The sequence below is a fragment of the Vreelandella maris genome, assembly GCF_013371085.1.
Classification (GTDB): domain Bacteria; phylum Pseudomonadota; class Gammaproteobacteria; order Pseudomonadales; family Halomonadaceae; genus Vreelandella; species Vreelandella maris.
Map to the genome: position 1 here is coordinate 139,270 of NZ_JABWCV010000008.1, position 13,043 is coordinate 152,312.

Here is a 13,043-nt window from a genome sequence, read left to right on the forward strand (position 1 = left end):
AGTAGGCAGCTCAAAACGCTGCCTTACTATTACCTATGAGGGGAGAGTTTCTCCCCTTTAAATTTAAAGCTGAGCATCACCATTGTCTGCGTTGGCTGGGTGATAATAACGGTCAATCAGCGTCAAAAAACCGTCTTCGTCAATGAACCCTCTGTCCCCCGTGATATACCAGCGTTGGCCATCCATTTCGTGGATCGCCTGGGCAGTGCGCTGTGGTTCGTTGAGGTAACCCTGCATAATCTGGGGGCCGCTAATTAACACCATGCCTGCTTCTCCGGTAGGAAGTTCCTCGAAGCTTTCTGGCTTGACGATTTTGAAACTGGTGCCGGGCAGCGGCATACCTACGGTACCTGGTTTGCTGCCGCGCTGTACCTGCTGGTAATTAACGCCCAGAGCGTCGGGTAGATTCACGGAGGCCACGGGGGCAACTTCGGTGGCGCCGTAGCCTTCATAAACGGGTTTGTGAAACTTCAGCTCGAAACGGATGCGCGCAACCTCGTCGAGCTTTTCGGCTCCGGCAACTACCACCCGTAGGCTTTCCAGCATCATCGGATGCACGGCTGAATTGCTGACAAACATCGACAGGAAGCTGGACATGCTAAACAAAAGGGTAGCTTTGTGCTTGGCAACGGCGCCAGCAATGCCGACAGCATCCGCGGGGTTGGCATGGCAGATCAGCGGCAACCCTTCGATTAACGGAAGCAACTGGGTCACCGTGAAGCCAAAGACGTGAAACAGAGGCAGCGACCCCATAACTACATCGTCGCTCTGGGTATTGAGCACGTCAGAGGTCTGTTTAATATTGGCCATCAGGTTGCGATGGCTCAACATTACCCCCTTGGGGGAGCCCTCGCTGCCGCTTGTGAACACAATGGCCGCGGTGGCATCAGTATCGTGACTATGGCAGAAACCATGTCGTATCAGCCATGTCGGGAATAGGCGAACGGCTAACCAGGTACCCAAGCGCTCGGCGGTGCCAATGTCGCTCTGCAGGTGCTCTAGATAGACCACCTGCTTCCCGTTTAGTAATTGGCTGATGTTTAACCCGCTCTTTTCCAGTTTCTTCACAAACCGTTGTGAGGTGAAAACGACTGCAATTTCCGCCTGGGAAAGCGCAGACGCGAGCACTTCCTGGGGGGCGGTGTAGTTGAGGTTTACTACCGTTTTGCCGGCCAGCAGTGTGGCCATGTTGGCAATGACGCCGGTGCTGCTGGTAGGTAGCAGTAGGCCAACGTTCTGACTTGGATTGAGTTTGCGAATACGTTTCGCCAGTAACAGGCTGGCGCTTAACGCTTGGCTTGCATTAAGCGGGCTGCCCAGGGTGTCCGCCAAGGCAAGGTCGCTAGGCCGTCGTTTGACAGTCTGAATCCAGGCATTGGGTAGCGTCGGCAGTTCGTCCATGGCTCTCTGCCAAGAGCGGGTTGCCTGTTCAAAAATACGCCGTTTAAGCACATCGGCAGGGGTATCTTTGGGTAGCGGCTTGCCAAACGCGACGATCACCGAACGGTGCAGTGGGGCGTTACGCATCTCTTTTAATTTGCTGGAGGAGCGGGAGAACTGGCTGCCCCATAGGCCACGTAGGTAGAACGGTACGATTTTGACGTCTGGATTTGCCATGTCACAGGCGCGCTCGTAACCACGGCGGAATTCGCCCAGTTGACCAGTGCGGCTGATGGCCCCTTCAGGAAACAGACACACCACTTCTCCCGCATTGAGCTGTGAGGCCACATCGGCGAGCGCCTGTTCGGCACCGCTGCCGCGCTCAATGGGAATACAGCCCAGCGCTTTGAAGAACCAGCGGAGGTACCAGCGCTGGTAAACCGATTTCAGCATCACAAAGCGCACTGGGCGAGGGCTGGCGATCTGCACCATGGCCCAGTCCACCCAACTGATATGATTGCCCAGTAGCAGTACGCCACCCTGGGCGGGCAGGTTCTCCAGGCCATACACATCTACCCGATAGCGCCGGGTCAGCAAGAAGCTTAATAGAAAGCGCACCAGACTTTGCGGCAGTTTGAAGATTGTATAACCGCCGCCCACCATCGCCACGGTAGCGATCAGTAGCAGCAGATAGTGGCTATCCACACCCGCCAGCGCGAACAGCGCCGTGAGTACCAAAAAGCTCAGCATGGCGATGTTCTGGAACCAGTTGTTGGCGGCCAGTACGGTGCCTAACTCTTTGTCGGCAGCGTGAAACTGAATCAGTGCATTGAGGGGGACGATAAACAGACCGCCCATGATGCCAATAAAAACAAAATTCACTGCCTGGCTAGCGGGCGTAGTTAACAGCGGCAGGCACCATAAGCCGACGGCCACGCCGATAGCGCCCACGGGGATTAGACCGGTTTCAATGCGGTTGTGAGATAACTTGCTGGCCAACAGTGAGCCCAGCGCAATGCCGATACCGCTGGCGGCTAGAATGCCTTGTAGTACCAGTGTGTTACCGACGTTGAGGGCATCTTTGGCATAGGCGGGGAAGGCCGCGAGTAGCACTTGGCCCACTGACCAAAAGGTGGCAAGGCCGATAATGGAGAGCCTGAGGACTGGCTGACGGGCGATAATCCTCAGGTTATCTTTAAGCGCCGTACCCTTGAGGTAGCGTTGCCAGGTTAGCGGCGTATCGGAGCGGGTGGTTTCATCCAATGGCAGGCGATACAGCGTGATGACTTGGATAACGCTATTGAGCACTAATAGCCAACCCAGTGGGGCTGTTTGGCGTAACAGCTGCGCTGGCGTTTGCTTATCAGACGAGACCCAGGTTTCAAACAGCGTCGTAAAAAACACTGTTCCTGCCAGGATGGCAGCAATGGTGATGGCCTGAACGAGTCCGTTGGCTTCCGCTAGGCGAGGTTTGCCGAACAAGCCTTTTACCAAGCCATATTTGGCCGGAGAGTAGAACGCCGACTGGATGGCGAGAAGTAGCGTCATGGCAAATGCCAGCCAAAACCAACCCTGATAGTAAGCAGCGGTAATGCCCAGCGATACCGCTACTGCGATCCAAGCAGAGACACGTAGAATACGCACTTTGGGGTAGCTATCGGCTACGTGACCAGCCGGGCTGAACAGCAAGATGAATGGCAGTAGAATCAGCCCATTCACAAGCGCGGTGAGTACTACCTGAGTTTCGCCATCGTAACTTTTGAAGATTGTGTTCTGGATCACGATTTTGTGCCCCAGATCCACAAAGGCATTGAGAAAGATAGCGATCAGGTAGGGCCAGGCGCCTGTTATGCGCAGCAGTCGATACATGGTGTGTTAGCCTTTACCGTATTTTTGCGTTATCGCACTCTCAATGACGTACTTTCTTAACCACATTTTTATACACTATCTCTTAATTTAAGATGAAACACCTATGAGCATGAGCCCTTTTCAGGCACTGGCTTGCCCGCTGGATGGTGAACCGCTACAGCTTGCGGACAATGTATGGCGTTGTGCGGCTGGGCACAGCTTTGATATTGCCAAGCAGGGGTACGTGAACCTTCTGCCTGTGCAGCAGAAGCGCTCCCATGACCCTGGTGATAGTAAAACCATGGTGGCAGCCCGGCAGCGCTTTTTAAACGCGGGGCACTATCAGCCCATTGCAGATGCGATCAGTAGCGCTGTACTGCGCCATATTGAGGAGCCGCCTACGTCAGGCAGCTCGCCGCTAAGTTGTCTGGACGCGGGCTGTGGGGAAGGCTATTACCTGCGTCAACTGGCCCAGGCCGCGCCAATCTCGCAATCACTGGCGCTGATAGGGCTGGATATTTCTAAATGGGCAGTGCTCGCAGCGGCGAAGCAGGACAATAAGCAGACGCCGACAAGTCGTTGGGTGGTGAGTAGCAATGCGCACTTACCCGTAGAGGCGGGAACACTGGATAGCGTTCTGTGTATGTTTGGCTTTCCTGTGTATAGCGAATTTTCCAGGGTATTAAAAGCCGGTGGAGTGCTGCTCCAAGTGGAGGCGGGGCCAGATCATCTGCGAGAGCTACGGGAAATTATCTACCCCACATTAAAGCCAGAGCGTTCAAATGAGGCGGGAGTGCCGGAAGGTTTTGCCCACCATAGCAGCGAGAACGTGCGTTACACGCTAGCGCTAAAGGGAGCTGAGGAGATCGCCGATTTATTGGCGATGACACCGCATCTTTATCGGGCCAGTGTGGAAGGGCGTGCGCGCGCAGCGGCACTGGAGGAATTGGTCACAACGGTGGAAGTGCGAGTAGTACAGTGGCTTCGAGTTTAGCCGTTGCCTAAAGTAGGGTTTTTTGGTGAGCATGCTTGTCACGTTAACAGTGCCCAAACGCAACAAGGCCCGCATAAGCGGGCCTTGTCGTTCGAACCTCGGAAGGTTCGAGCAAATTCTAAAGCGCTATGTCTTAATAGACTTAGGAAATTTGCTTGATGTTTGAAGCTTGAAGGCCTTTCTTACCCTGGGTAACGTCAAAAGAAACGTTAGCGCCTTCTTGCAGGGTTTTGAAGCCGTCTGCTTGAATTTCAGAGAAATGGGCAAACAGGTCATCGCCGCCGTCAGAAGGAGCAATAAAACCGAAGCCTTTAGTATCGTTGAACCACTTAACTGTGCCAGTAGACATAGTAAAAATCCTTTCGCGCAATGCGCTTTGTAAAGTTCCTGGTATCACCCAGATTAATAGCGGATAAAACAAGGAATACAATTACAGTCTTGCCGAAAGATTTTGTACTCGTCTATCTCGTACATTTCTAAATCTTTTTCGTACACTTCTGAAACCATGCTTGCTTGCTAACCAACTGGCGCTACAGTGTCATGAAATGTAGCTCGTGTCAAACCCTTTGTTGATTATCTTACCTTTGCGCTCACTGAGTAGCCTCTATCGCCAGCCCACTTTCCACACGCTGTCATCTTTTAAGCTTTGCCACGGCAAAATGAGTTCGCGATGAGAGTACACAGCCTCAATCACGACCTCTACTACGTTCTCTTCTTCATCGCGCAGCAACTGGGTAACCATAAAGTGCTTCTCTTTATTGCTTGGCTGGGCAGCCGTCCATTTGCTGTGGTGTAGCTTGCTCGGATTGATCGTATGCATTGACGCTCCTTGGCAAAGATATCGCTTGTTAGCTGCCATCAGTGATTATGCACTGACTATTGCGCTTACTGTTGTACCCAGTTTTCAATGCCAAGTTCTGCATTGAGGCCTCTTAGGGTCTCGGTGCGTTCGCGACCGTTTGCAGAGTGACAGCCTGTATCGTGTTCAAGCACTGCTTGTTCGCCATCCTGGTTAACCCACGTCACTGTGTAATGTGGCAGGTCGGTGGCACGGGGTTCGCAATCAAGGGTTTGCTGCGTTGTGCCCATGTCGGGTTGCATCGCAGCTAGCCGCTCTTGCAGCGAACGAAAGACAGTCGCATTGCCTGCCTGAGTGCGCTCACCTTCAACGGCCGTGTGACGTTCACCTATGTAGCGGGTTGTACCATCCGCCTCAACCGCAACGCTATAGACAGGGCAGGTACCGTAGCAAGGGCCTACTTCATAACGGATTTCAGCCAGGCTATTTTCGCTGGGCGTGGCGGAATGCTGCGCGCAGCCCGCTGTCATTAGCGCCAATGTGGATACCATTAAACAGGTAATAGAAAAACGCATGCGAAAACTCCTTTTCTTGTAAAGATAATCTGACTTGATACGTTATTTGCAGAGGACTTCATTCGTGCCAGCAATACCTTAATGCTTGAATGAGGGGATTCGGCTTTGCAGTGTACGTTAACGCCAACAGTTTCCATAAAGTAATCGCTAAATTAACAAACATGCACAAGGCTGTGCATGTTTGAGGCGTCTGTGCTCTATAAAAGCCAACGGGCCTGCGATAGTGGTGAGCTGTTTCTCCGGCTGTCTGCAGAGAAAGTGCGTACCGCCTTGATTTATTGTCGCCTTCCTATCTTGTCGATATCGCTGTGCCACACTAATAGAATGAGATGTATAAGTGGGGCACATGCTTCTCACATTAGACCTGCTCACACATGTAAACCTATAGGGACTTAAATGACTCGCATATGGAAAGCCTATTCACAGGCGTCGTTGATTTTACGCGTCACCATCGCACTGGTGCTGGGCGTTTTGGTCGGGTTGGTGGGTGGTGAGCCGGTAGCGGTCTGGCTGGCGCCGTTAGGCGATTTGCTCCTCCGGCTGCTTACTTTTCTGATTGTTCCGATTGTGCTGTTTACGCTGATGGTGGGTGTGAACCAGTCACGAGAGGGCAGTGCAGGACGTATTGGCGGCAAGGTATTTGGTTACTATTTAGCGTCATCGGCATTAGCGATCACCGTGGGTTTAACTATCGCTTCCCTGTTCAATCCGGGTAGCGGAATGAGGCTGGAGGAGGAAGCCAGCTTCTCGGTGCCGGATAACCCTGGCGTTGTGGATGCCCTGCTTAATATCGTGCCCAGTAATATTATCGGTGCATTCGCCGAGCTCAATATGCTGGGTATTATTTTTACAGCGCTGGTGTTTGGCATCGCCTTGTTAAAAATGCGGCAGTCTGAACGTCAGCAGGCGATGGGCGAGCGTCTGTATGAGGTGATTGAAGCGCTCAATGAGGTCACCTTAAAAGTGATGTCGGGCGTCTTGCACTACGTGCCCATCGGCGTGTTTGCGATTGTCGCCGAAACGGTAAGCCAGCAGGGGATGGAAACGCTGCTATCGCTGGGCGACATGGTGGTGGTGCTGTATATCGCACTCGCCACTCATTTGCTGATTTATTGCGGCATCATGCAGCTGTTTGGCGTCAAGCTACTTACCTTCTTTCGTGAGGCACGTACGCCCATGGCAACCGCGTTTGCCACCCAAAGCAGCTCAGGCACACTGCCACTCACTATTAATGCTGCGCATCGGCTGGGAATTTCCAAAAGCATCTATGGCTTTAGCCTGCCACTAGGGGCTACCTTGAATATGGATGGTGCGGCGATTCGTATCGCGATTTCGGCGGTCTTTGCTTCCAACGTGATTGGCGCGCCGCTGGATTTCATTAGCATGGTGCAGATAGTGCTGATTGGCACGTTGGTGTCGGTGGGTACCGCAGGCGTGCCAGGCGCTGGGATCATTATGATCGCCACGGTGTTTGCTCAAGTGGGACTGCCAATAGAGACGGTTGCGCTGCTCACTGCCATAGATGCATTGGTAGGTATGGGGGCTACGGCGCTTAACGTGACAGGCGATTTAGTGGGTACCTCCGTTGTCGCCCGAAGCGAAGGCGAAGAGTTGAAAGAGACAGCTCTGGAAGATACGTCCGCCACGGCAAAGGTGTAGTAAGAAAGGGATAGTAAGAAAGGGATAGTAAGTCAGCGCCGTTGATTTAAAGGAGAACTCACGATGAATGATCGAGAACTCACCTATCTGAGGCGCGCCATTGAACTGGCTGAAGAGGCCCTTGAGGCAGGCGATGAGCCCTTTGGGAGTGTGCTAGTAAGTGCTGACGGTGAAGTATTGGCAGAAGACCGTAACCGCATTGCCGGTGGTGATTCCACCCAACACCCTGAGTTTGCTCTGGCACGCTGGGCAGCAAAGCATATGACGCCAGAAGCGCGAGCAGCGGCGACTGTCTATACTTCAGGCGAACATTGCCCCATGTGTGCTGCTGCCCATGGCTGGGTAGGGCTGGGGCGCATTGTTTATGCGAGCTCATCAGAGCAGCTAAGTAGTTGGCTAGCGGATTTAGGGGTTGGGCCGCCACCTGTTGCCACTTTGCCTATTCAACAGGTGGTGCCCGGGCTGAAGGTAGAAGGCCCTATTCCTAAGCTTGATGAGAGCGTGCATGCATTGCATCAGCGTCGACATGGACACCCTTAGTTAATGTCACAAAAAAGCCGCCTAAGCGTTAGCTTAGGCGGCGTCATACTCAATCAGCAAACAACTTCAAATGCTAGTGCTTCAAAATCACATAAAACGCATGAATGATGCCCGGAATGAAGCCAAATAGCGTTAGGATAATGTTCAGCCAGAAATGCCCTTTAAAACCGACCTCAAAAAATACGCCGAGTGGGGGAAGTATAACGGCAAAAATCATCTTAATCGGATCAGTCGCTGTAAACGCCATGAAGCCTCCTTTGCTTTCAGGGGTGTAACTTGTACAAGTGTAGGCACTGTCGGAAGTTTTATCCAGGCCTTGGTGAATAAGCTGAGACTAACCCAATAGAAAATCGTTCATTTACGCTTTCAATTTCCACTAACACTATCTGGGAGGGACCCCATGCCCAACATAACATTGAAAGTCACCACCGCGTCTTTAGGGGTGTTGAGCTGCTTTGTAGCAAGTCAAAGCTGGGCTCAAGAGGGCCCGACGAACAACATTAACCTGGCCACCGTGGAGGTGACCGCGCCTCGTTTGGCGCGTGAGCTATATGATACGCCCGCGGCGGTTTCCACCATTGACCGCGAAGCCATTGCGCAAGGTCAGCAGCGTGCGCGATTGGATGAGTCACTGGTGCGTGTGCCGGGTGTTTTTCTGCAGAACCGCGATAACTTCGCCCAGGGCCAGCGCATTTCCATCCGCGGTTTTGGTGCTCGCGCGCCGTTTGGCGTACGCGGGATTACCGTGATGGTCGATGGTATTCCCTACACGCTGCCGGACGGTCAGGCGCAGTTAGATGCCATTGACCTGGACAGTGCCGAGCGTATTGAAGTCATCCGTGGGCCTTCTTCGGTGCTTTATGGCAATGCGGCAGGCGGAGTGATTGATATCATAACAGCGGATGGGCACGATAACCCTGGTTCAAGCGTGCGTACCGAGGTGGGAAGCGATGGCTACCGTAAGGCGGTCGTGCAAACCGGTGGCGCCCAAGGGGATTGGTCGCACCATGTGAGCTTTTCAGCGCTTAATGTCGATGGCTATCGAGAGCAGAGCTCCACGGAAAAGTACCTGCTGAACGCCAAGCTACGTCGCGAATTAGGCAGCGACCGAGCGTTAACCGCGATTATCAATCTGCTCGATAACCCCCGCTCTGAAGATCCTGGCGCTTTAAACGCCAGAGAAGTAGCCGCAGGGCGTGATCAAGCCGCGCCTAACTCGCTCGCCCTAGACGCTGGGCAAAATGTCGATCAACAGCTTCTTGGCTTACAGTACGAAGATTTGTCTGCCGGCCCTGGTGAGTTCTATTTAAAAGGCTTTGTTGCACAGCGTGATTTTGAGCAGCAGCTACCCTACGTGGGCGATAGCCGTATCGGCTACCAGCGTGATTATCTGGGCGCGAGTGCTGAGTATCACCATGAAGTCAGCTTGGGCAGCCTGCCGCTGAGCTATATCACCGGTGTCGATGTGGCGCGTCAAGACGACGAGCGCTTTAGGAACGATGTAAATGGCCAAGGCGTTGTCGGTGAGCAGTTGGCGGAAGAGACCCAAACGGCGACCTCCGCTGGGGTATTTGCCCAGGGCGATTTAGCGCTGACCGAGCAGGTAACGCTCTCGCTTGGCGCACGCTTTGACCGAGTGGAGCTAGAAGTAGATGATCGCTATTTGGACGATGGCGATCAAAGCGGTGACCAGACCTTCAATGAGTGGAGCGGTTCGGCGGGGTTAAGTTACCGTTATCGTCCGCAGCATCAAGCCTATATCAATACCGGTACGGCGTTTGAAACGCCGACGTTCTCCGAGTTTGCCAATCCGGCAGGCGGTGGTTTTAACCCGTCGGTGTCGCCGCAAAAAGCCTGGAATCGTGAAGTGGGGCTGCGGGGCTACGTTGAACCGCTGGCCATGGATTACGATCTGGCGCTATTTTCGGTGCGCGTGCGTGACGAGCTCGTGCCGTATGATGACGGCGGCCGCACCTTCTACCAAAACGCAGGCGACACCGACCGCGACGGCATCGAACTGGCGCTCGGTTGGCAGTTGGCCGACCAGTGGCGGTTGGATAGTGCTCTGACGCTAGCGCGCTATGAGTTTGATCAATTTGCCACACCAACGGAAAGCTTTGGTGGCAACCGCATCCCCGGCTTACCTGAACAGACCTGGGTCAACCAGCTAACCTGGGAAGGAATTGATGAGCGCTTTGCGACCCTGGAAACCCAATACGTGGGTGACTTGGTGGCGGACAACGCCAATGAAACCGAGGTCGATAGCTACTGGCTGGTCAATCTGCGTGTAGGAGATGGCTGGCAGTTGGGCAGCGATACGCGGCTAAATGCCTATGTGGGCGTGCGCAATCTATTGGATGAAGAGCACTACGCCAATGTTCGCTTGAACGGCACCTTTGGCCGCTTTTACGAGCCTGCTCCCGGGCGCAGTGTTTATGGCGGCTTAGAAGTACGTTTCTAAGCCTTCAGCCATAAAAAAACGGGCGGCCCATTGGGTCGCCCGTTCTCGTTGGTGGGTCATTAGCTCGACCGGTTACTCAGGTAGCGCGTAGCCAATCACATAGTCACCCATCTTGGTGCCAAAGGTGCCGTGACCACCCGCCGTGACCACCACGTACTGACGACCATCTTCGCCGGTGTAGGTCATGGGGGTGGCTTGGCCACCTGCTGGCAGGCGCGCTTTATACAGCTCTTCGCCAGTGGTGATGTCGTAACCGCGCAGGTACTGATCCAGCGTGCCGCTCAGAAACGATACACCGCCCGCAGTAGTGATCGGGCCGCCGAGTGCGGGAACACCGACATTCAGCCCAATCGGCAGGTCGAAAGGCATGCTGTCGCGTGTCGTACCATTACGGTGTTTCCATACCACTTCTGCGTTTTGTAGATCGATACCGGCCACATCGCCCCATGAGGGCGCTTGGCAGGGCAGGCCTAGCACGGAAAGCAGTGGGCCAAGCTCAACGGCATAGGGGGCGCCTGCATTAGGCTGCAAACCCTGTTCGCTAGCCGAACCTTGTCCTTCTTCTACCTCTTCGCGAGGTACCAACTTGGAAACAAATGCCAAGTATTTAGCGCCGGTGAATAGTGCTTGGCGTTCAGGGTCAACGGCGACGCCACCCCAGTTCATTACCCCGACATTACCCGGATAAACAATACTGCCTTCCAACGAAGGCGGTGTGTACTGTCCTTCATAACGCAACGAGTTGAACTGAATGCGGCACAGCATCTGGTCAAACGGTGACGCCCCCCACATGTCGCGCTCGGTGAGCGGGGGTGGCAGTAGGTTAAGCGCTGAGCGTGGCTGTGTTTCCGCTGTCCAGTCGCCTTCAACAGCGCCTTGCGGCGCAGGCACTTCTTCGATGGGCACGATTGGCTCACCGGTTTCACGGTTCAAGACGTAAAGGCTGCCTTGCTTGGTCGGTTGAACCACCGCGGGCTGGGTACCTTCATTAGTGGCCAGGTCAATCAGCACCGGTTGCGCAGGTGTGTCCATATCCCACAGGTCGTGGTGAACAAACTGGTAAACCCATTCAACCTGGCCATCTTCCAGGTTAAGGGCTACCAGACCTGCACTATAGGTTTCATCGTTTTCGCTACGGTTAGCGCCATACTGGTCAGGCGTCGCGTTGCCCATGGGCAGGTAAACCATGCCGAGTTCTTCATCGACGCTAATCGGTGCCCATACGTTAGGCGAGTTACGTGTGTAGGTTTCGCCTTCAGCTAGTGGTTCGGTGTCATCGGGGTTGCCGCTATCCCAGTTCCATACCAACTCGCCGGTATGCACGTCGAAGGCACGGATGACACCAGAAGGCTCATCAGTGGAACTGTTGTCGGTAACGTGTCCGCCAAGAATAACCAGGTTTTCCGTTACCGTTGCAGGCGAGGTGGAGTAGTAACCACCAGGGTCGAAGTCGCCAATATTGTTGGTCAAGTCGACTTCACCATTCTCGCCGAAGTTGGCGCACCGTTCACCGGTGTCGGCATTCAGCGCAATTAAACGTGCATCAGCGGTGGGCAGGTAAAGCCTGCGTGGACACATGACATCCGTTTCGCTGAGCATGGGTTGCGCGTTACCTGCGCCTTCAGCACCAAACATCAAAGACAGGAACGAGAGGTCCAGGCTGAATATATCGCTGTTATCGAAAATGTCGAAGGAGAGCGCGGTATCACTCGTCGCGGCACTATTGTTGCCGGTCTCGCTGCCGTCTGCTGCTTCGCTAGTGTCTGAGCCAGCCGCGTAATTAGCTGCATCGTAGTAGGCGAGGCCGCGGCAGGTCATATGGGCCCAGAGTGAGAAATCCTCGGCACCCTGCGTGCTAACCTCTGGGTCAAACTCCCACAATGTTTCCCCTGTTTCCGGGGAGAGCGCCATCGCGCGGCTGTGCGAGGTACAAATATATAGGCTGTCGTTTACTTTAAGCGGGGTATTCTGGTTGGTGATTTCGGGCGGCGCGCTGGGTCCTGCCACATCGCCGGTTTGAATGCGCCATACCTCTTCCAGTTCACCGATGTTGTCAGGCGTAATCTGTTCAAGCGATGAGTAGTGAGTGCCTGCATTGGTGCCGCCATAGGCAGGCCAGTCGTCTCCCGCTACTTGCGCAGGGTTAACGGTGCTAGCCGCTTCGTTGGGGTTGGAGATCGTCCCTTCAATTCTGTCTGGGTCGCTCAGCTGACTCGCAATAGCCACCAAGATGGCAGCAACAATGCTACCTGCCAATGCCAAGCTGCCGCCCCGTGAATGTAACGGTTTACGCCACCAGGGAAGCAGTAGAATAATCCCGATTAGACAGAGAATCGCAACGCGTGGCACCAACTGCCACCAGTCTAAGCCGACTTCCCATAACGCCCATACGAGCGTCGCAAACAAGATAAGCGCATACAGCCAGAGCGCTGCGCCCCGGCGCATGGCCAGTAAAACACCGCTGGCGATAACGCCTATGCCGGTAATTAAATAATAAGCACTGCCTCCTACGCTAAGCAGCTTGCCGCCGCCAATGGCCAAGGCAAGTCCCGCCGCAACTAGCAAAAGGCCAAGCAGTAATAGCGGCGGCCATCTGCTGTGCGTACGTGAGTGTTCATCCATGAGGTAACCCCTATTTAACAACGAGTGAATGCCACTTGGCAGTGGCTGCAAAGCGGCGATTCCGCAAAGTGCCCTAACCCATCAGCAAGGCCGATGGGTTAAAACACATCTCAATAGCTAATCGATTTTAATAATCAATTCGCTTTTGGTCTAATGATTTCTGGT

General features: G+C 54.0%; 10 protein-coding genes. 4 read left to right on the forward strand and 6 right to left on the reverse strand.

Annotation, left to right across the window (positions count from 1 at the left end):
- Nucleotides 1-63: 63 nt before the first annotated feature.
- Nucleotides 64-3,249 carry an acyl-[ACP]--phospholipid O-acyltransferase gene (locus HUO07_RS09080; RefSeq protein ID WP_176303314.1) on the reverse strand — a complete coding sequence of 1,062 codons (3,186 nt, stop codon included), beginning with the start codon at nt 3,247-3,249 and terminating at the stop codon, nt 64-66.
- A 103-nt stretch (nt 3,250-3,352) separates the two neighbouring features.
- On the opposite strand from HUO07_RS09080, the gene HUO07_RS09085 reads away from it, so the two are divergent.
- A complete protein-coding gene (locus HUO07_RS09085; protein WP_176303315.1) occupies nt 3,353-4,222 on the forward strand; it encodes a putative RNA methyltransferase in 870 nt (289 codons plus the stop codon).
- 142 nt (nt 4,223-4,364) lie between these two features.
- Here the strand turns inward: HUO07_RS09085 and HUO07_RS09090 are convergent, their stop codons facing one another.
- The 3 genes from HUO07_RS09090 to HUO07_RS09100 form a co-directional block, all read right to left on the reverse strand.
- Nucleotides 4,365-4,571 carry a cold-shock protein gene (locus tag HUO07_RS09090; RefSeq protein WP_007111402.1) on the reverse strand — a complete coding sequence of 69 codons (207 nt, stop codon included), beginning with the start codon at nt 4,569-4,571 and terminating at the stop codon, nt 4,365-4,367.
- A 255-nt stretch (nt 4,572-4,826) separates the two neighbouring features.
- Nucleotides 4,827-5,042, reverse strand: coding sequence for a TIGR02450 family Trp-rich protein (locus HUO07_RS09095; protein ID WP_176303316.1), 216 nt, complete (start codon nt 5,040-5,042; stop codon nt 4,827-4,829).
- Nucleotides 5,043-5,107: 65 nt separating this feature from the next.
- On the reverse strand, nt 5,108-5,596 hold the full coding sequence (locus tag HUO07_RS09100; RefSeq protein ID WP_176303317.1) for a DUF6438 domain-containing protein: 489 nt from the start codon (nt 5,594-5,596) through the stop codon (nt 5,108-5,110).
- 396 nt (nt 5,597-5,992) lie between these two features.
- Between HUO07_RS09100 and HUO07_RS09105 the strand changes: the two genes are divergently transcribed.
- Nucleotides 5,993-7,255, forward strand: a complete 1,263-nt coding sequence (locus HUO07_RS09105; RefSeq protein WP_176303318.1) for a dicarboxylate/amino acid:cation symporter — start codon at nt 5,993-5,995, stop codon at nt 7,253-7,255.
- A gap of 63 nt (nt 7,256-7,318) precedes the next feature.
- Nucleotides 7,319-7,795 carry a nucleoside deaminase gene (locus HUO07_RS09110; RefSeq protein ID WP_176303319.1) on the forward strand — a complete coding sequence of 159 codons (477 nt, stop codon included), beginning with the start codon at nt 7,319-7,321 and terminating at the stop codon, nt 7,793-7,795.
- A gap of 73 nt (nt 7,796-7,868) precedes the next feature.
- Here the strand turns inward: HUO07_RS09110 and HUO07_RS09115 are convergent, their stop codons facing one another.
- The gene (locus tag HUO07_RS09115) at nt 7,869-8,042 is read right to left on the reverse strand and encodes a YqaE/Pmp3 family membrane protein (RefSeq protein WP_035538925.1); all 174 of its coding nucleotides are present in this window, start codon (nt 8,040-8,042) and stop codon (nt 7,869-7,871) included.
- A 153-nt stretch (nt 8,043-8,195) separates the two neighbouring features.
- Here HUO07_RS09115 and HUO07_RS09120 point away from each other — a divergent pair, with 153 nt between their 5' ends.
- Nucleotides 8,196-10,256, forward strand: a complete 2,061-nt coding sequence (locus HUO07_RS09120) for a TonB-dependent receptor family protein (protein WP_176303320.1) — start codon at nt 8,196-8,198, stop codon at nt 10,254-10,256.
- 72 nt (nt 10,257-10,328) lie between these two features.
- Here HUO07_RS09120 and HUO07_RS09125 read toward each other — a convergent pair whose 3' ends face one another.
- Nucleotides 10,329-12,878, reverse strand: coding sequence for a glucose/quinate/shikimate family membrane-bound PQQ-dependent dehydrogenase (locus tag HUO07_RS09125; RefSeq protein WP_176303321.1), 2,550 nt, complete (start codon nt 12,876-12,878; stop codon nt 10,329-10,331).
- Nucleotides 12,879-13,043 lie beyond the last annotated feature (165 nt).

What these genes read in the sequence shown, in the direction of transcription:
- HUO07_RS09110 (WP_176303319.1), top strand. Translation starts at nt 7,319, where the DNA reads ATGAATGATCGAGAACTCACCTATCTGAGGCGCGCCATTGAACTGGCT.
- HUO07_RS09085 (WP_176303315.1), top strand. Translation starts at nt 3,353, where the DNA reads ATGAGCATGAGCCCTTTTCAGGCACTGGCTTGCCCGCTGGATGGTGAA.
- HUO07_RS09125 (WP_176303321.1), bottom strand. Translation starts at nt 12,878, where the DNA reads ATGGATGAACACTCACGTACGCACAGCAGATGGCCGCCGCTATTACTG.
- HUO07_RS09120 (WP_176303320.1), top strand. Translation starts at nt 8,196, where the DNA reads ATGCCCAACATAACATTGAAAGTCACCACCGCGTCTTTAGGGGTGTTG.
- HUO07_RS09105 (WP_176303318.1), top strand. Translation starts at nt 5,993, where the DNA reads ATGACTCGCATATGGAAAGCCTATTCACAGGCGTCGTTGATTTTACGC.
- HUO07_RS09100 (WP_176303317.1), bottom strand. Translation starts at nt 5,596, where the DNA reads ATGCGTTTTTCTATTACCTGTTTAATGGTATCCACATTGGCGCTAATG.
- HUO07_RS09080 (WP_176303314.1), bottom strand. Translation starts at nt 3,249, where the DNA reads ATGTATCGACTGCTGCGCATAACAGGCGCCTGGCCCTACCTGATCGCT.
- HUO07_RS09090 (WP_007111402.1), bottom strand. Translation starts at nt 4,571, where the DNA reads ATGTCTACTGGCACAGTTAAGTGGTTCAACGATACTAAAGGCTTCGGT.
- HUO07_RS09115 (WP_035538925.1), bottom strand. Translation starts at nt 8,042, where the DNA reads ATGGCGTTTACAGCGACTGATCCGATTAAGATGATTTTTGCCGTTATA.
- HUO07_RS09095 (WP_176303316.1), bottom strand. Translation starts at nt 5,042, where the DNA reads ATGCATACGATCAATCCGAGCAAGCTACACCACAGCAAATGGACGGCT.